Source organism: Poriferisphaera corsica (assembly GCF_007747445.1).
In the GTDB taxonomy this organism is placed as follows: Bacteria; Planctomycetota; Phycisphaerae; order Phycisphaerales; family Phycisphaeraceae; genus Poriferisphaera; species Poriferisphaera corsica.
Window position 1 is genome coordinate 2,160,074 of record NZ_CP036425.1, and the last position, 18,529, is coordinate 2,178,602.

Below are 18,529 nucleotides of genomic sequence, written 5' to 3' on the forward strand. Positions count from 1 at the left end.
CTATCGAGCCGAACGCGACTATGGAATCAATGCCCGATATTTATTGGGTTGAAGTCACGGGATTACTAATCTTCAGCTTTGATTAAGAATCGTTTTCCGCAGCGTTTATCGCCTTAACGACCTGGTCAGCAGTGTACCAATCGCTCTTGAGAATTTCTTTCCCGTCAGGTGAATAGACGACAAGCAAAGGAATTGTGGCTCGGCCAACGCCTGTTAGCTTTGCCCAGCCTTGTTTATTATCGCTGCTTGTCAGATCAACCTTCATCGCAATGACGTTGTCCTGGTCGATTGCATTAATGACTTTGTTAGATGCAAGGACGGTGTTCTCGAGTGTCTTACAGTTGAGGCACCATTCTGCGGTGAAGTCGAGTACGACGACGTTCCCGGAATCAAGAGCGGTTTGCAAACGATCGGGTGAGTAGTACTGCCAATCAATAGGGCCTTTTTCAGTGAGTTTTACTGCACCGAAAAGTGAGGAACTGATCGTTAAGATGCCAACAATCGTCCAGCTAATACGTTTGATGCTGCTGGGTGTAATCTTCCATGTTTTGTAAATCACCCAGAAGCCTGCGAGGGCGATGAAGGTCATGACCGGCCACCAGTAAAGTTGTGATGGCTGTTCAAGACCGGTGGTGAATTTGCTGACCAGACCGACACCGATAAAGTATGCGGCAGCAGCGAGCATGAGTAACCCCATTACTTGTTTGATCAATTCGCTTGCAGGCCCGGTGCGAGGCATTTTCTCGACCCATTCAGGGACAGCAGATAGGACGAGATAAGGTAACGCCATGCCAAAACCTATTGCAGTGAAAGTTGCGAGTACGGTTGGCAAACTTTGAGTCAGTGCCCACGCTGCGGCAGCGCCCATAAGTGGTGCAGTACAGGGGGTAGACAGGATTGCCGTCATGATGCCAAAGCCAAAGCTGCCGGTCGCCGTTTCTTGCTTAGGACTTATGCTGTAGACCCAATTGGGCAATCGGATTGCAAAAACACCGCACATGCCTATAGCCATGACTGCGATGAAAACACCGATGCTAAAGGTGAACCACCAGTTTTGGAAAAGGACGCTGATCGCTTTGGTTTCAGCAACAGTCGCGATGATGCCGCCAAGGACAAGCCAGAATGCGACAACGCCAACTGACATCCAAATGCCAAGCATGAGGCAACGGAATCGATTCCCAGCGACATTGCTAAGGCTCATGATTTTAATCGGGATGACCGGCAAAACGCATGGTGTGAGATTGAGTAAAAAGCCACCTGCCATTGCGACTAGCAGAAAGAAAATAAAACCGACACCTTGGCCGTTCAACTCAAAACTTAAACCGAAGACATCAAAGCTAACGCTTTGTTTTGTATTGATTGTGGAGGTCGCTGTTGCGCCAAATCCTGCTGGGTCAAAATCATTAAAAAGGTTGCTATCGCTAGGTAATGTGGTTGCGACTTGCGTTTCTTGTTCTGTGTTTAATATGGTGAGTGTAAGGTCAATTGTTTTAGATGCAGGTGGCAAGCATACTTTGTCATTGCAGGTCTGATAATCAACACGAAGTTTAAGATTGTACTCGCCGGGTGTAGCGTTTTGATTAACGACGAACGGCACGTAAAAAACGGTTTCGCCTTCATATGCAGGCAGTTTGGAAGCTTTGCCTGTAAAGTAAACCGTCACGTCGTGCGCTTCGGGGTATTGAACTTGTTTGAAGTCAACAGGGGCATTGCCATCTATTGGTTCGATAGATGTGGGGATAAGGAAACTGGCTTCTTCTGGAATCTGCTGCTTTTCAGGATTGATATGAAATTTAGGCGCCATGGTGGCAACAACTGCAATGATGCGATGATCGCCGGGTCTTGCGTTTTTATCGCTTAATGTAGCGGAGATTGTGACGGGCTCGGCGGTCAAACCTGCGCCGAGATCAAATTGTTGAGCGGTTGTTATTGTTTGAATGCTGATGACGGCTGCGAAAGTTACAGCGATAAAAAAAAACAACTTGCTTCTAAGATTCATTTCTTGATTCTCAACCATACAGCCTTCTTTCATACAACGATTAGAGCGGGTTATGTTACATCACTAACCACTTACTAGCCTGAAAATATTTCAACTAATTCGTGTCGTGTTATAGACATTAGGGATGCAAAATTATAAAGGTTAACCTTCTCTGTAAATATGAACTGCCCACGATCACTTCTATTCCGACTATATTCTCGGAACATAAATAAAATATCGATTGAACGATTAGACGAAAATGACTTATGCACAAAATTTCAGAAAATACTTGCTAAATATGCGATAAGCGTAGTATTCTGATCTACGGGTGTTTACGGTTTTTGCTTCGGGGGGAAGTTTATCAGTCATCCCTGTCACCTGCATTTCATTCAGGGATTCGCCCGTATTTTGGAATATTGTGCCTTACGGACTGTGTTCTATCTCAGTCTCTTAAAGGCGGTGTTTACGCTAAGTGTTTTACGGAGCGGCGTCGTGCTGCTTGTAGCAAGTATTCGTGCAATTTAATTTCAGGAAATTGCATAGGGCCAAGGCATGTGGTGTGCGTCAAAGGCGGAATCTTCAGTTCATAATATCAGCGCAAATCAGCAACACTATGAGTGTGTTTTTGGGCGCGTTGTAATGTGTAAAAAGGTAATCACGTTTAGATTCATTCAACACAGTTGGTCGTTCAGAATCTCATCCACGCTAATTGATGAGTAAGAAAGGAAATTGAACAATGCCAAGCCAAACTGTTTACATCGTTGACGATGACGAGGCGGTTCGCGATTCGTTAGTGATGCTTTTAACCTCCATGGGTATGGCTGCGGTACCATTCGAATCTGCAGAAGCATTTCTCGAATCCGCGCAGAAATCTCCAGATCAGCTTTCGGGTTGCTGCGTACTTGATGTACGTATGCCTGGTATGAGCGGTATCGAAATCCAGAACAAGCTGGGTAGCTTGGGTATCAACCTGCCATGCATCATGGTCTCGGGATTCGGTGATGTGCCTTCAACCGTTGATTCTTTCAAAGCTGGTGCGGTTGATTTTCTCGAAAAACCATTCAACGAACAGCAACTGCTCGATCGTGTGCAAGCTGCTTTGTTATGGGATGCCGAGCAGCGTGCTTATACCGAAAAGCTTGCTGAAATTTCAATGAGGTATAACCGCCTGACGCCGCGAGAACGGCAAGTCATGGAGCTGGTTGTTGAGGGTAAACTCAATAAGCAAATCGCAGGTGAACTCGGGCTTTCACATAAAACCATTGAAGTTCATCGCGCTCACGTGATGGATAAGATGCAAGCGGATTCACTCGCTCATCTGGTTCGAATGGCCATGATGCTCAAACAGAAAGAATACCGCGTTTTCCATCCACCGATTCGGCCACGATTGAATTAAATTTCAACCATCAATCGGCTGAACCTAGTTCACCTTAACTGCTTTTCAAAAATTCATTCGAAGCACATGCGAATCAGCATCACAGGCATTACTGTCTGAGGCTGATTCGCTTTTTTTACATAACCTCAAGTCTGCCAGTCGGTTCGCCCGATAAGTATGGTGTCAGCAGGCCGCGTGACCGGTTCTATGCCTGCAATTTGTGGATTGAATCAATGACAGACGTTCTTGATCAAAGTGAAGTCGATGCCCTGTTAGCCGCTGTCGATACAGATGATGGTAGCAATGAGCAGTCCAGTGAGTCCGTGAAGGTCTTCGCTTCTGGACGAGGACTAATTGAAACTGACTCTGAAATTAAGAGTTATGATTTCAAACGCCCTGAACGCGTTTCCAAAGAGCAGATGCGGGCACTTGAAACGCTACATGATTCTTTTTCACGATCTTTTGGCGCAGCCTTATCTGGCTTCCTCCGCACTATCATGGAGGTCAAAGTCGCTAATATTGAGCAGATGACTTATTCAGAGTTCACGCACTCGTTGCCCAATCCCACTTGCTTCAACCTTCTCTCTGCAGCCCCTCTTGAAGGCAATATCTGCCTTGAGATCTCGCCGCTGATTATCTACCCGATTATTGACCGCCTGCTTGGTGGCTCCAATGCAGATCTGTTTATCCCTCAACGCCCACTGACTGCCATCGAATTAAGGCTCGTCTCCAAGATCATCGATCGTGCGATTTCAGCCCTTGATGAGGTTTGGTCTTCTGTCCTGCCACTGAAATTCAAGCAGGAAGAATCGGAATCCAACCCAGCGCTTGTGCAGATTGTTGCTCCCAATGAAGTGGTTGTTGTGGTTGGCTTTGAAATGAAAATGGGTGGACGCGCTGGCACAATGTCGCTTGGCATTCCATACGCAGTGATCGAGCCTGTTGTCGATAAACTTTCAAATCAGACTTGGGCTGCTTATAAACGTCACCGTGATGATGATAAGCTGCGCAATCGATTGGCAACCCATCTTGATGCCGCCCGCCTTGACGTATCCGCGATTTTGGCTGACACGACGATCAAGCTTTCTGAACTTATGAATCTGCAGGTCGGCGATGTCATCATGACCGAAAAACCCGCCTCAGCGCCGCTCACGCTTTCTGTCGGTGAAAAACGCAAATTTATCGGCCAACTTGGGCAATACCACGGCAACCGCGCGTTCAAAGTCAACCGCCACATCGCCCCTAAAGACCGCGTCTAAATAATTCCATTTAAATCACAAAGTTGATAAGCCCGAATGGTCTAGCCATTGACGGCTTTTTCTGCATACCGAATTAATGGCTGCACCGATCCGTGACTGATCAAAAGCATCGGATTCATCGTCTTCGTCCCTAATGCCACAACATCCGCGCCAGCAGTCAGAAAATCATCCACATCTGCATTCTGATAGATTCCGCCGCCGCCAATGATCAACGCGTCCCGAAATTCTTTTTGGCTACGCATATCTCGGATGCATTGAATTGCTACAGGCTTCAGTGGCTTTCCACTTATCCCGCCTGCGACATTTGGCAATGTATTGCAGCAATGAAATGCTTCGACACCATCAGCATTGGCATCCTTGATCATTTGTTCGTAATTCACCGGCGGGATCTTTGCCACAACCGGCACACCAGTCGCCACTGCTCTTTTAAACAGGTCCTTGGGCCAATTAATATGCCCCACATTCGGGCAACTCATATTCAATTCCACGGCAAGCGGTTTGATCGCCTCCACCTTCTCCAAAAGTTCATACCACTCACCATCATCAAACCCATGGATACTCAGCAGCTTATCACTTGCATCAATTTTCCCCGAATCAACCCGCATTTTAAGCCAATCAATGCCGGGGTTTCTAAGCCCGATTTTGTTCACCCAGCCCTTAATTCTTGGATAATACCTCACCGTCTTGATGATTTGCATAACGCGACCCCCACGCGCCTTAGCTGTGTACGTACCAAGAGTTGCAGTCGTCCCGCTCGGCTGAATGTAGTTGCCAAATGGCGCAGAAATCACCACCGGCTTTAAGCCAGCGCGAAGGACATCACGTTTTCTCTCTTGATTTTCCATAGCACTTCAAAGTATAACCGTCTCCAGCTTTTTGGCATGTTTCCTGTCTGTTTCGTCAGATTTCCCACAATAATTCGGGCGTGACCATCTGACGAAAACCACAATCCGGTGCAATCATGCAGTTTTTGCCGACTAATATCCCCCCCATTCCTCACTCTTTCGCCCATCCCCTGGTTCGGCTGCGCAAATCCATCCAGCTCGCTGGCCGTTGCCTCATGCCGTCCGTTCTCGATCAAGACAAACACCATTTTCCAGATGACATCGACTGGTCCCCAGATCACCCCGAGGATTATTGTCCACGTTGCGGCCAGACCATCGGGCCATATGCCGCGATAGCCCATGGCTGCTCATTCTGCTATCAACAGCAATTTTACTGGGATCGCATGATCCGCCTTGGCCCTTACAAAGCACCTTTGGACAGGCGCATCAAATCTCTCAAATTCCACCACGTCTGGAAATGGGCTGACTATCTAGGCAAGCAACTCGCCACAGCTCTCCCACAGCCTCATGTCGGCCATGCAATCTATATCACTGCTGTTCCCCTGCACCGCAATCGCCGCCTCAAGCGTGGATACAATCAGTCCGAACTTATTGCCAAACGCATCGCCAAGCAACGGCAATTTAAGTACCACACGCTCCTAAAACGTACCAAAGATACCCTGCCTCAATCTTCACTTCCTCCATCCAAGCGTGATGCCAACGTAACCGGAGCTTTTTCAATTATTCATCCCAACCTAAACCTTGAGAATGCGCACGTCATCATTATCGACGACGTCAAGACCTCTGGTTCAACGCTCAAACAATGCGCCAAACTCCTCCGTAAAGCTAACGCGCTAACCATCACTGCTGCTGTCATTGCCGTTGCTTCTCCCAGCGACCATCAACCAACTGATGATCATGATGCCGACATCTATCAAACAATCCATGCATAAAAAAAAGCGGCAACACTTGCTACCGCTTAATACAAATCATATTGTTTTCAATTTAGCTGCCGCGAACTTCAGCTTTAAGTTCATTTGCTAGCTTATTCATGATCAGTTCCATCTGAGGATCAACCTGTTCATGCCGAAGTGTCTTTGCAGGATCCCGGAACAACATCCTGAAGCTGACGCTCTTGCTGCCTTTTGCGATCGGTTTACCGCGATACACTTCAATAAACTGCACGTCTTCCAGCAGTTCTGGCTTCGAATCCAGAACAACTTTTTCGATAGCGGCCCAGCTCACATTTTCTGTAACTACGACAGACAAGTCACGCTCAATTGCGGGTACGCGTGACAAGTTGCCCACATTCCTAACCGGTGGATAGAGGCCGATCATTGCATCGACTTCAATTTCGCTGCAAACAACATCTGTCTGCAAATCAAAACCATCCTTCGCAATCTTTCCGCTCAACACGCCGACTTCACCAATCGCCTTGTCGCCAAGCTTAACAGTGGCCGCAACCTCGTATCGCTTACCGCCATCGCAAGGTTCGAACATGATTGTTTCGCGTGCCGACACCCCGCCAAGTGTTTCAATGGCTTCCTCGATCGTGCCGCGCATCTCACGTAATGCCGCGCTCTTGTCCACAGCATCTGCCATCATCGTTAGCGTTTGTTTCTCCTGAATAGCATCACCCCGCTTATGCCAAACCGAAGCAGTTTCAAAGAACTTCACGCCACTGTTACCCAAATCTTGATTGATCTTGCGGCTGTTCAGCAAGCTTGGCACAACGGATGGACGCAGCATTGGTTCTGCCTTACGCATATCCTCATTCAGCAGCAGCGCGTCCTCACCATCACTCAAAAACAATCGGCCTTTTTTCTCGGTCACATAGCTATAAGTGATCGTTTCGTGATACCCATGTGCTACAAGCGTATCACCTAACGTTTTCTTTGCCTTCACCTTGTTTTGAGTTGGCTTGATGATGATCTGGATCTTGTCATTCACATCAATATGATCCATCCCATAATGACGCGCCACCTCTTCAATCAGATCAACTTCACGATGCAGATCTAAGCGGAATGTGGGGATTGTACATGTGATCGTATCACCATCTAGCTTCGGTTGAAGCTCAAGATTCCCCAGCATGTCGCACATCTTATCAGCGCTTAGATCAGTGCCCAGCAGCGCGTTGCATCTTGAAACGCGCATTTTCACCTGATGCTCAGATGGCTCATCATCACCTGCGCGAATCACCCCTTCAGCCAACTCTCCGCCAGCTAATTCAATGATCAACTGCGCCGCTCGTTGACTCGCACGTTCAAGACCCTTGAGATCAACACCTCGCTCATACCTGAAACTCGCGTCACTACTCAGTTTCAGCTTGCGGCTTGTCTTTCGCACATTCAAAGCATCAAACGATCCAGCCTCAAGAAGCACATCGACTGTCTTATCTCCAACCTCACTCTCCAAGCCGCCCATGACGCCACCAACTGCGACTGCTCTGCCAGCATCACCAATCACCAACATCCAATCTTGCAATTCATGTTTCGTGTCATCAATCGCAACAAATTTCTCGCCTTGCTTCGCACGACGCACAACAATCCGCTCTTCCTTTAGCAGCTTCATGTCAAATGCATGCAAAGGTTGTCCCATCTCGAGCATCACATAATTGGTGATATCTACCACATTATTGATGCATCGTAGTCCTACAGCTTCAAGCCGTTTCACAATCCACTGCGGGCTCGGCCCAACTTTGACGCCTTTGATCACTCTCGCCGTGTAGACCGGACAAAGATCGTGAGCCTCATTGCTCACACTCGTAAGTTTACTCACTTCCCCCGCTGTGGCCTTAGGCAGCTTAATCCGAGGTTTCATCAGCTTGCGGCCTGTCGCCGCTGCCAACTCCCGCGCCAAACCAACCACGCTCAGGCAGTCACTTCGGTTGCTTGTTACTTCCAGATCGATCATCAGATCGCCATCCGCAAGTTCCTCCATGCCGTCTTCCGGGAAGCCGACCCCAGTCATGACATCGACAACTTCCTGCTTCTCAGCCGGACGATCCAGATACGCATTTATCCACTCGAGACTAATCTTCATAATGACAAAATGTTACCGCCGCCGCTCTATAACGTCCAACCACGCCCATGAGCCCCCTTTTTTGCCGTATAGCCCGCTCTAATATTCATGTAAAAAACCCCCGAAATTCGTTTCGGGGGCTGGGTTTCTCATTTTAATCGCGATATCTCAGAATCATTCAATCAGAGCAGTCTCGCCCTTCAAATCCTTCTCCTCGCTCTCGTATGCCTGTTTGATCTCGCCACGGAGAACTTCCTCCTGCAGCTTCGCACGCATCTCTTGATCCCAAAGCCCCCAATCGCCGAGCATTTTGATCGAGATCAGCCGCCCCTTCACCGGGTCGTCCGAATCGTAGATCCCACCCAGCCGAACTTCACCAGCTACATATTTCAGCACGTCACCATCCATCTCGCCTTTCGCGTTCAGCCAGTGTCCGTACTGATCCACATCTCTGATCACTTGCACATATTTACCAGCCGACAAGCCCCTGTACGTTTCGTTGTTCCAGGCCAACCAACGCTCGTCAAGTTGCAGCAGTTCCACAACACGCTTGTCGTCCATGGTCAGGTACATACTCTGATCGTACCCCTTGTTTTTCATGAGCAGCCAAACCAGCTCTGCTGCCTGCTTCTCTTTCCCCTTCTCAATCATCATTTCAAGCAACCGTTCGAAGCCGTAATCCCCCTTGATCACACGCCGATCCAGCTTGTGCCATCTCGCCACATTGCCAAAACGATCCAGCATCGGCAACTTCGCCAGCATCTGTTTCGCATATCGATGCCGATACGACAGCAGCCGATCGTCACCAAGCACATCCTCAAACATCACCAATATTTTTTCGTACTGCTTCACCGTCCCCTTCTTATCCAAAATGCGCACAACTTCTCTCAGATCTCGTTTCGCCAAATCATGTCGGCCAATCTGTCGCCGTAGCGCCGCAAGCCGGATCTGCGAATCAATCGAGAACGTGTACACCACACCGTAATTCGCCACGACCACGCGTTGCCCCTGACACGTTGGGCACTCGCGACCACTCGCAGGCAGCTTCCCGATCGTCTCACACGTCGGACAACCTACCGCCCGCGGATCGATCAAACTCGCAGGCATGTACCCGCGTTCCGCAGCAAGTAAACGCATCCGATGCGCTTTCAAGCTCGCCTCACGTCTTGCCTGCACCCGCGCCTTGTATGCCCTACGACTCGTTCCACTACAACCGATCACTCCCGTAAGCGAAACCAGCAGTAATCCCATCACCGCCCACCGATAAATGTCCTGACCCGACATTTTATTTATTTTCATTTGATCAATCATGCGTTTCACCATTTCACCTTTTGTGCGTTATCAGTTCTACAAACCCAACAACCGCCGTCGACTTTCCCCTCGCATGACTTACTTCTTAACCTTCAGATCCGGATCAGCCGCATCTTTCAGCTTCTTGATCGCCTTCAGCCGTACAAGCTCATCTGCAAGCTCCTTGTTCTGCTGGAACAATTCCTGCACATTGACTTCAAGCTGCTTTTTAAGTGTCTTAACCGCCCCCTGCCTGGCTGTGCGTTTACGTTCAATCTCACCGATCAACATCTCTGCTACATCGCTTTCAACAAGGTTTTCATACTTCAACCGCGTGATCCGTGTGATCAATCGATCTTCCAGCTCCTGCGATTTTTGATCCAGCAGCTGTGTATTCTTATCAATCAGATCTTCATTCGTATTGATCACCGTCTGGTAATCCTGAATGCGTCTGACCAAGCTCGCCATCTCAGCTTCATTCTCTGTCGTTACGACTTGTACCGGCTCACTCAACTTCGCAGCCGCAATCTCTGACGACCGAATATCTGTCTCTACAGGCCGCTTCACCACATTCACACCACGATCGCGTGTGCATCTCATCTTGTTTCGCGTACACTTCCTACGCTCCTGCTTTCGCTCACGATACGCACGTTTACGAGCTTTGCATTTTTTCTTCCATGCATCTTTCTTCCCCTTGATCCATTTCTTCAAGCAGCCCTTTTTCTTGCCATGTCTGTGCCAATACCCCTGCCCATCTTTGCCTCCATGCCGATGGAAATGCTTCTTCCCGTGCTTTTTGCCGTGATGCTTACCACCATGACAGACGTGTTTCTTGCCATAATGTCGTTGCGCCTTCTCTGCTCGTTCAGGGTGCCGATCCCCATACCAGAATTTCACATACCCATGCTCGCCTAAATCAATTTCGCCATATCCTCTCAACTTACGTTCATCCAAACGCAACTTGATCTTGTCATCACCAATCTTCACACTTCCCAGAATATACCCATCATCACTCCGCACCTTGACCTTCAGAGGCCCGCCTTGCCTTCCTTCTATATCACCTTCCCATTCCCAGCCCGAGTGCGCTTTTTCTTTCTTTTTACATCCCTCATCATGCCCCCACACCGTTTCACCCAAACCGAACCCAGCGCATAGCAACAACATAATCGTCACAATACCAATTTCGCGCATTCTCATTTGTACACCCATCAAACGGACCCCCGTTTGCCCCATAACGACAACCCAAGCTTCACGAACCAACACGTATTGGCACGCAATCGCTTAGTACAACTTCACCGGCCAGCCACAGCCCTTTCATCCCCTTCTTCCGTTACATCCATCCCAAACACTCCATCCACACTCATCCTCGACAACACCCATCATTTTCATGAATATCCTTTCACCTTCACGAGTTACCGCACCTATCCTTTTCGCCCATCGCGTCCAAATATTCACACTTTATCTCATCCGCTAAACCCACCCTTTGATCTTCCCACCTGTCCTGTCATATAATCATGCATACAAACAATAGGCGATGGAGTTCGCCTTCAACCGCCCTCCCCCGATCCCCGGAAGTGATGACAACTTCTAACCTCACGCACCCTCAAACCCGCATCACCGCAAACAGAAACAGGGGGGGGACTGATGACTCCTGTTTAATCCGCGATCTTTCTGCGCCTGATTCATTTCATTCGCAAGATCGCCTGAATAGGTGTCATTCATGCCGCAATTCCAACTCCAAGCTTTCTTACAAAATCAACTCACACTCATCCGCTACATCATCAAGTGGATCGCTTTCGTCATCCCCCTCGGCCTGCTCATCGGCTCTGCAAACGCTCTCTTCATTACCGCTCTCGAAGAAGCCACGTTAACCCGGTATAAGTACCCCTTCTTGCTTTTCTTTCTTCCCCTAGCAGGCATCTTTATTGCCGCTCTATACAAATACTTCGGCCAGGCCTCAGATAAACAGCACGCTGAAGCCGGTAACAACCTCATCATGGACGAGATCCACAAGCCAGGTGGCGGCGTCCCCGCGCGCATGGCCCCACTCGTCCTTGTCACCACCGTCATCACTCACCTTTTCGGCGGATCAGCAGGTCGTGAAGGTACCGCCGTCCAAATGGGCGGTTCAATCGCCGCCGCCGTTCATGGCCTGCTCCCACATTTCATCCGTAAACACCTCACCGCATCCGATCTTCGAACACTTCTCATCGTCGGCGTTGCCGCTGGTTTTGGCGGCGTCTTCGGTGTGCCATTCGCCGGAGCCATCTTCGCCATCGAAGTGCTCGCCATCGGCCGCCTCTCCTACGAAGCTTTCTTCCCCGCACTCCTTGCCTCCATTGCCTCCGACTGGACCGTTCGCGCATGGGGCGTACACCATACGCTCTATCCCCAGGCAACCGCGATAGTCGATGATCTCTCACAGCACGTCGAACTCACCAATTGGCTTTTCCTCCTCAAAGTTCTCATCGCCGCCGCATGTTTTGGCCTCGTCGCTTCTCTATTCGCAACACTGACCCACACACTCTCACGAACCTTCTCACACTTCATCAAACCAACCCTGCTTCGCCCGCTCATCGGGGGCCTCATCATCATCGCTTTCACCTTCCTGCTCGGCACACGCGACTACCTCGGCCTCGGCACATCCTCCTCCAGCCCAGACGGCATTTCCATCCTCTCCGCATTCAATTCCGGCGGCGCAACCCCATACAGTTGGCTTTGGAAACTCCTTTTCACCGCCATCACCCTTTCATCTGGTTTCAAAGGCGGTGAAGTCACACCACTCTTCTTCATCGGCGCCTGCCTCGGCAACACACTCGCCTGGCTCCTCGGCGCACCCGTCGAAGTCTTCGCTGCCCTCGGCCTCATCGGCGTTTTCGCAGGCGCAACCAACACACCCATCGCCTGTACCATCATGGGCATCGAACTTTTTGGTGCTCGTTATTTACCACCTCTCGCCCTCACCACCATCACCGCCTACCTCTTCTCCGGCCACGCCTCCATCTACTCCTCGCAGCGCCTTCATACCCCCAAACACACAACCCACATACCTTCCAACACCCCGATTCGCGATCTCCCCAAACACATCAAACCCAAAAACAAACGTAAACCCAAAAATTAATTAATTGATAAAACATAAGTATCCAATTGCTGCGATTCAACGAGTCGCAGTTTCCTCAGTTTTGCATCTATCCCATATCCCATCTATCTCATGCCTATAGTAAATCATAAGTACATATAAAATAACACCACAAACTAAAGACCCAACCATACAGCAGACAATAAAAAATATCGCAAACCAGAAACTCCCTTCCCGAAGCATTGGTATGCCAAACCCAATGGCAGCTCCTATAAGTCCACCACTAATAGGCGACGTCATAAAAAACAATACAAGCGTTTGATCAACCCTTCTTAGCCAAACCTGCTCCGCAAGAATGTTCGCATCAATCTTAACCTGTATCTGCTCATCAACTTCACGAACCACACCTCGCCCACATTCCGGGCATTCATCTCGCTCGATCATCTGCAAGTCATAACCACATTTCACACATTTCGTTGTCACAATGCGCCGCCGTTCAAAAAACTGCAAGCGGTATTCAAGCATCTGCGCATTACCGATTTTAGTGATGACAACGAACATCCCAATGCCAACCCCCAACAAACCAATTACATGAATCAGCGATTCTCGGATAAACGACTCCATCATCACAAAGACTAAAATCGCAATCCCCATCGTCAGCAGGCACACAAGAACTGGCAATATCATCTGAGGCTGACACGTACACATCTTCGAAAACGAAGCAAAATCTTTTCGCTCTGTCTCATCCAATTCTTTCGTAATCGACTTTCGCCACGACGCCTGTTTCAATTTTCTTAACATGTGCATACCCTCGAAAAGTCTAATTCTAAACTTCTATTGCTTGCGATCTATCTGCGGATTGAATCGCTGACCGTTTCGCTTTTCTGCTACTGAAAAAAGTACAAATACGCCATTGGAAACCTAGTAATATATGGCACAACACAACCACTAATCAGCACTGTAATATCTTATCTCATTATTTTGCCCTCATAAGTTCTTATGTAACTAATGCTCGAATAGATTCAATCTCAAACATTCGCTCATGCTCAACCTCGCCTTCAACCTGTTCATGCACCCACGTTGTATGGAACGGCACGTGCACCCCCCAACCACCAATCTCAAGCACCGGCAAGATATCCGACTTCATCGAATTACCCACCATCATAAACTCGTCCGCCTTAACATCCAGATGTTTTAGCAGACGTTCATAATCCTCTGCCCGTTTCTCACTCATCACCTCAACATGATGAAAATATTCTGCCAACCCCGATCTGCCCAGCTTCGCTTCCTGTTCCGTCAGATCACCTTTCGTTGCCACGATCAGCCGGTACTTTTTCCCAAGCTCACGCACCACATCCTTTACCCCGTCTATCAACACGATAGGCTCTTGAATCTGCTGCTTGCCAAGTTCAATCATCTTCCCGATCGTCGCCGCATCTACCTCGCCCTCACTCACCTCGATCGCTGTCTCGATCATCGACAACGTAAAACTTTTTGTCCCATACCCAAACACCTGAACATTCCGCCATTCCGTCTCATCCATCATCGCCTGTATCGTGTCCGCATCCGCGTACTCGCTCAACATCTCGCACGCAGCTTTGGTCGTATCCATAAAATGATGCAGGTTCCCCCAGAGGGTGTCGTCTGCATCGAATCCGATCACCTTAATTGTGTCATCAATCTTCAGCATATCGTCACCTTAACTCATCAAAATACATCTGGCGAGTCTATTCATTGATTAGCGAACATTGCGCAGACTTTGAACAATCAAAACTATTCGCACTCGCGCGGACTATTGATTTATTGGCAAAGTTTGATCAAAATTGATTAAAGTGAGTGAAAAACTGCCCAAAACGTACAAAAACCGAAAAGGACGCAAATCAGGCCGTGGTATGCGCCCTTTCTTCTTAATCCCTAAGATCATCAGTATTTGCGCTATCTGGGGCGTACTCGCTGCATGCGCACTGCTCATTTTGTGCGCGCCGGATTTTGCGCACAAAACCGAATCCGCATACCTCAATGCAATCCATCAGCTTTTGACACAGATTACTCAACTCAACAATTACCTTATCATCCCCGCACTAATTCTCGCTAACGTTTTTGGCCTGCTTCTCTTCCTTGATGAGCCCCGCATCTTCATACGTCTGCGCTGGTTACAAGCGAAAATGCTCCTCATCATCCTGATCTACCCTGCTCTTTTCGCCTTCCTCAGTTCCAAGCTCTTCCATGCACGTTCAACGATTACCACCGCATTGGCCAACAATTCTCTTGAATTCGCCGTTGGGCTCACACAGAAGAACCTGCAAGTCATTAATTTAACAATCTTTACAGTCCTTGTAATGACCACGGTCATCATCATTCTTGGTCGCCATAAACCCAAGCTTGGACAGAATTGGGCCCAAACTTATGCCAAGATCAAACAGAAATCACCTAAAAAATAGCTCAATTACCACCATTTACGAAAAGCTTCCTGACTTTCTTTCAGTTACTGAGCAATCTTGCCGCACAAAATTGCTATTTCCCAGATCTATGTGCGCATGTTATCGCGAACAATGCGTAAACTTTATCTATCCACTTCATAAGTCCCTTCCGGATCGATATTTGCCCGCCATCACCCAATCGGTATAATACTAGATTCAATATCGACCTCAGCCCAAGCTGTGCGCCGATACATATTCGCACTTCTAACTGATGTGCGTAAAACTGCCAGAAAATTGGAGATCACGATCCATGATTGAAGCTCTTAAGGACGACAAAGTCATCAACGAAATGGGTGGCCGCTTCAAATTTACCGCCCTCGTCCAGCACCGTATCCGTCAACTGATGGACGGCGCACGCCCCCTCGTCGATCGTAAAGGCCGTAGTGACTTCGAGATAGCTGTTCAAGAAATCATCGAAGGCAAGATCACTTATCAGCTCGAAGGCGCTGAAGAGCCTGTCCCAGGCATGGCGGATCCAAACGCCGTCGTAGCGCAACCAATTACCAATACTGAAGTTGCATCCCCATCGGCAGAAGAGCTAACAGCCGGTATCGAAGCGATTGCCGAGGCTGCACAAGCTGCCGAAGCCGAGGACGCTAACGAGCCTCCAGTCGCTGAATAAGCAGAAATTGAGCAATTATTACTTATGTAACTAATTGCCTATTCAGGACATATAGATATGCAATCCAACCCGTCTTCCACCTCGGCCGACCCCACCCCACCCTCCGGCCTTCGTGGAAGGCGGGTTTTAGTTGCGCTCACCGGCGGCATTGCCTGTTACAAAACTTGCACACTTGTTTCACGCTTAGTACAGGCTGGCGCTGAAGTTAAAGTTATGATGACTGATGCTGCCACCCAGTTTGTCGGCCCGCAAACACTGCAATCTCTTTCTGGCCATCAGGTTATGACTTCCCTTTGGGACACTGCCGAAAATCCAGATGCTGAGCATATCGGGCTAGCACGATGGTGCGATCTCGCTGTTGTCGCTCCCGCATCTGCAAATTCGATTGCAAAGCTTGTTCATGGTCTTGGTGACAATTTTGTCAGTACTGTGTTACTTGCGATTCCAACAAGCACGCCGATACTGATCGCACCTGCAATGAATGCGGATATGTGGGAGAACCCGGCCACACAGCGGAACATGAAGTTATTAGCTGAGTTGTATTCTAATGTGCGGTTAGTCGGGCCGGAGGAAGGTTGGCAGGCATGCCGTGCGAAGGGGTATGGGCGAATGAGTGAACCTGAGGTGATTTACGAAAAATCATATCATATTCTCAGTCAGTCATAAAACACCAATGACGTGTATTGTAAGTATGAGTCCTATATCCGGGCTATCTAATCATTAGATATGTTTACTATCTATAGCCGTACGGGTGATTGATTGCATTATTCATATATTGTTCGTTGATATGCATGGCGGCGATGGTGATCTACTGTCTTTACGCCTAATGCGATACCGCTGGCCATAATTACGTTTCACAGAACGCGCTATTTGCAATGATTCGAATGCATTGATTTTCAGGGATATTAAAACAATTGAGTAGGTCTGCATCATTCAACACATGCATAGAGTAGACAATCAAAAAGTAAAACGGAATTCAGATGTCAGGCCAAAAGTTTGATAGTACTCGTGAACTTCAACACGAAAGCCGGTGGTGAGAGAGAAGTTTTTGTTGTTGGTGGCTGTCATTTGGATTTGAACGAGTAGTGCATCCTCGCCGCGTTCTGGTGCTGCGATCGTGAAATCAGTGCCGGCAGCAGTTTTGGCTTCAAGATACTCAGTATCGTAGAAATCGTGTCGCCAACCAAACATAAGCATGGGATTAATTGACCAGTGATTGATGGGGAATTCGCTGGTAGCGCGGAAGAGAAGATCTGAAGTGAGGGTGTCTTCTATTCGTTGTTCAGCGGTGATGTTGTTGCCGGGAGCGCCAGATTCGGAGTATTCATCTTCGTCGATACGGGTGTAGTTGAGCGCGAACTCTGGAGCAACAATCCAGTTTGCGAAATAGAATTGGTATCCAACGGCTGCAGAGGATGCAACGGAATATGCGGAATGCGAAGCTTCGGCTGTTTGGTTAAGCGATGGGCCGATGATTTTTCGATGGCTATCAAAATTGGTATAGGCGGTTGAGAGAGTTGTCGTGGTATACCAGGTATCTGTATAGAAACCGGCATACGTGCCGAGGATAGCAGAGTGTGCTGTTGTGTTGGGGTGATTGGGGCCTTCTAAGATATCGAAGTTTGCATAGCTGTATGCGGAGTTGATGCCAACTGCGATGCGATCGGTTATGTAGTAGTCGAGGCCGAGTGAGGTGATGGTGTTTTGTTCGAAGTACCCTAGGGTTTGATCTTGGGCATCTTGCTTGGTGAACATAAAATCGTTGTGATTGTATGCGTTGAAGCGGGTGAAGTTGGTGAGGTCGGAAGAATCGGGACGGTATGCGCGTAACTCGGCGAGTCGAATATTGAGCGAGCGGGTGTAGTTGTTGAGTGTGTTATAGGGCGAGAAGGCTGCGAGCGTGTTAGGTGAATAGTCTAGCTGCGCGTTTGCTGTGGTGGAGAGTAAGGCGAGGAGTGAGAGTATCAGGATGTTGATACGCGAGTTCATGTTGTTCATCCGTGAAAAAACGTTTGGTTTATGATGCTAACTTGATGGTAACAGGTAATGATGAAGTTTGAGTTAAGCTTGGGCATGGCTTAGAAGGTGTGCTCTTCTTTGAAGCCGAACTTGACGCGTGAGTCGCAGAAGCGGATCCATGTAGGCGTGAAGGCGTAGAATGGCTGAGTTTTCATGAGTTGCTTGATGATTGGGCGGGCGAGTGGTTGCGCCATTTTTTTAGCATAGAGATTGAGTACGGTTTTGTATTCGTCTGCGTCGGTGATGAGTCTGGATGTTCCTCGGATCTGAAGGCCGTGGTTTTTGAGTGCAGAATTAACATGAGCGTAGATAGTGATGGCGGAGCGTGGGTCACTTTCAATGGCGACGGAGTGAGCGGATTGCGTGCCGGAGATCCAGTAGAGATTGAGGTCGTCGTCGTGAACATACATGATGTTACATGATTGCGGGGAACCGTCTGGAGTGAGAGTGGCGAGAGAGCCGGTTTTCCATGCTGCAAGGAAATCGGTGATTTTAGTTTTGAGTGCGGGATCGATTGAATTGGTCGTGGTTAAGCTCATGGCAACTATCTGGGGCTTGGTGTTGTTTTTGGGGTAAAACAGG

Annotated in this window: 17 protein-coding genes and 1 riboswitch; of the genes, 7 read left to right on the top strand and 10 right to left on the bottom strand. The window is 48.6% G+C overall.

Translation table 11 applies throughout. From position 1 onward, the window contains the following. Positions 1-82: 82 nt before the first annotated feature. On the bottom strand, positions 83-2,017 hold the full coding sequence (locus KS4_RS08905) for a protein-disulfide reductase DsbD family protein (RefSeq protein ID WP_200761105.1): 1,935 nt from the start codon (positions 2,015-2,017) through the stop codon (positions 83-85). Positions 2,018-2,714: 697 nt separating this feature from the next. On the opposite strand from KS4_RS08905, the gene KS4_RS08910 reads away from it, so the two are divergent. Next, positions 2,715-3,374: a response regulator transcription factor gene (locus tag KS4_RS08910; RefSeq protein WP_145077172.1), complete on the top strand. Its 660-nt coding sequence runs from the start codon at positions 2,715-2,717 to the stop codon at positions 3,372-3,374. A gap of 212 nt (positions 3,375-3,586) precedes the next feature. Beyond that, on the top strand, positions 3,587-4,612 hold the full coding sequence (gene fliM, locus KS4_RS08915; RefSeq protein WP_145077174.1) for a flagellar motor switch protein FliM: 1,026 nt from the start codon (positions 3,587-3,589) through the stop codon (positions 4,610-4,612). A gap of 41 nt (positions 4,613-4,653) precedes the next feature. Here fliM and KS4_RS08920 read toward each other — a convergent pair whose 3' ends face one another. Together KS4_RS08920 and KS4_RS17590 are read right to left on the bottom strand one after the other, a co-directional pair. Then, positions 4,654-5,457: a beta/alpha barrel domain-containing protein gene (locus tag KS4_RS08920; RefSeq protein WP_145077176.1), complete on the bottom strand. Its 804-nt coding sequence runs from the start codon at positions 5,455-5,457 to the stop codon at positions 4,654-4,656. Then, entirely contained in the window at positions 5,412-5,798 is a 387-nt protein-coding gene (locus KS4_RS17590; RefSeq protein ID WP_200761106.1) for a hypothetical protein, read from the bottom strand. The genes KS4_RS08920 and KS4_RS17590 overlap by 46 nt, the downstream gene beginning before the upstream one ends. A 42-nt stretch (positions 5,799-5,840) precedes the next feature. On the opposite strand from KS4_RS17590, the gene KS4_RS08925 reads away from it, so the two are divergent. Further along, positions 5,841-6,389 (top strand): ComF family protein, encoded by a 549-nt coding sequence (locus KS4_RS08925; RefSeq protein ID WP_200761107.1) that lies wholly within the window; start codon positions 5,841-5,843, stop codon positions 6,387-6,389. A gap of 52 nt (positions 6,390-6,441) precedes the next feature. On the opposite strand, the gene pheT is transcribed toward KS4_RS08925, so the two are convergent. The 3 genes from pheT to KS4_RS08940 all read right to left on the bottom strand — a co-directional run bounded on the left by pheT (position 6,442) and on the right by KS4_RS08940 (position 10,944). Beyond that, the gene (gene pheT / locus KS4_RS08930; RefSeq protein WP_145077180.1) at positions 6,442-8,478 is read right to left on the bottom strand and encodes a phenylalanine--tRNA ligase subunit beta; all 2,037 of its coding nucleotides are present in this window, start codon (positions 8,476-8,478) and stop codon (positions 6,442-6,444) included. 153 nt (positions 8,479-8,631) lie between these two features. After that, positions 8,632-9,756: a hypothetical protein gene (locus KS4_RS08935; RefSeq protein ID WP_145077182.1), complete on the bottom strand. Its 1,125-nt coding sequence runs from the start codon at positions 9,754-9,756 to the stop codon at positions 8,632-8,634. Between the two features lie 90 nt (positions 9,757-9,846). Next, complete coding sequence (locus KS4_RS08940) at positions 9,847-10,944, bottom strand: hypothetical protein (RefSeq protein ID WP_145077184.1); 1,098 nt, start codon at positions 10,942-10,944, stop codon at positions 9,847-9,849. A 324-nt stretch (positions 10,945-11,268) separates the two neighbouring features. Next, a riboswitch (Fluoride riboswitch) is annotated at positions 11,269-11,408 on the top strand. 59 nt (positions 11,409-11,467) lie between these two features. On the opposite strand from KS4_RS08940, the gene KS4_RS08945 reads away from it, so the two are divergent. Further along, the gene (locus tag KS4_RS08945; RefSeq protein WP_145077186.1) at positions 11,468-12,868 is read left to right on the top strand and encodes a voltage-gated chloride channel family protein; all 1,401 of its coding nucleotides are present in this window, start codon (positions 11,468-11,470) and stop codon (positions 12,866-12,868) included. Positions 12,869-12,904: 36 nt separating this feature from the next. Here the strand turns inward: KS4_RS08945 and KS4_RS08950 are convergent, their stop codons facing one another. Continuing rightward, a complete protein-coding gene (locus tag KS4_RS08950; protein WP_145077188.1) occupies positions 12,905-13,627 on the bottom strand; it encodes a hypothetical protein in 723 nt (240 codons plus the stop codon). Between the two features lie 196 nt (positions 13,628-13,823). Beyond that, complete coding sequence (locus KS4_RS08955; RefSeq protein ID WP_145077190.1) at positions 13,824-14,516, bottom strand: HAD family hydrolase; 693 nt, start codon at positions 14,514-14,516, stop codon at positions 13,824-13,826. A gap of 142 nt (positions 14,517-14,658) precedes the next feature. On the opposite strand from KS4_RS08955, the gene KS4_RS08960 reads away from it, so the two are divergent. The 3 genes from KS4_RS08960 (at position 14,659) to KS4_RS08970 (ending at position 16,594) form a co-directional block, all read left to right on the top strand. Next, positions 14,659-15,267 (top strand): hypothetical protein, encoded by a 609-nt coding sequence (locus KS4_RS08960; protein WP_145077192.1) that lies wholly within the window; start codon positions 14,659-14,661, stop codon positions 15,265-15,267. Between the two features lie 289 nt (positions 15,268-15,556). Continuing rightward, positions 15,557-15,928: a DNA-directed RNA polymerase subunit omega gene (locus tag KS4_RS08965; protein ID WP_145077193.1), complete on the top strand. Its 372-nt coding sequence runs from the start codon at positions 15,557-15,559 to the stop codon at positions 15,926-15,928. Positions 15,929-15,985: 57 nt separating this feature from the next. After that, entirely contained in the window at positions 15,986-16,594 is a 609-nt protein-coding gene (locus KS4_RS08970) for a flavoprotein (RefSeq protein WP_145077195.1), read from the top strand. 291 nt (positions 16,595-16,885) lie between these two features. Here KS4_RS08970 and KS4_RS08975 read toward each other — a convergent pair whose 3' ends face one another. Both KS4_RS08975 and KS4_RS08980 read right to left on the bottom strand, forming a co-directional pair. Further along, positions 16,886-17,917, bottom strand: a complete 1,032-nt coding sequence (locus KS4_RS08975; protein WP_200761108.1) for an autotransporter outer membrane beta-barrel domain-containing protein — start codon at positions 17,915-17,917, stop codon at positions 16,886-16,888. 89 nt (positions 17,918-18,006) lie between these two features. Next, entirely contained in the window at positions 18,007-18,486 is a 480-nt protein-coding gene (locus KS4_RS08980) for a pyridoxamine 5'-phosphate oxidase family protein (protein ID WP_200761109.1), read from the bottom strand. Between the last annotated feature and the right edge of the window lie 43 nt (positions 18,487-18,529).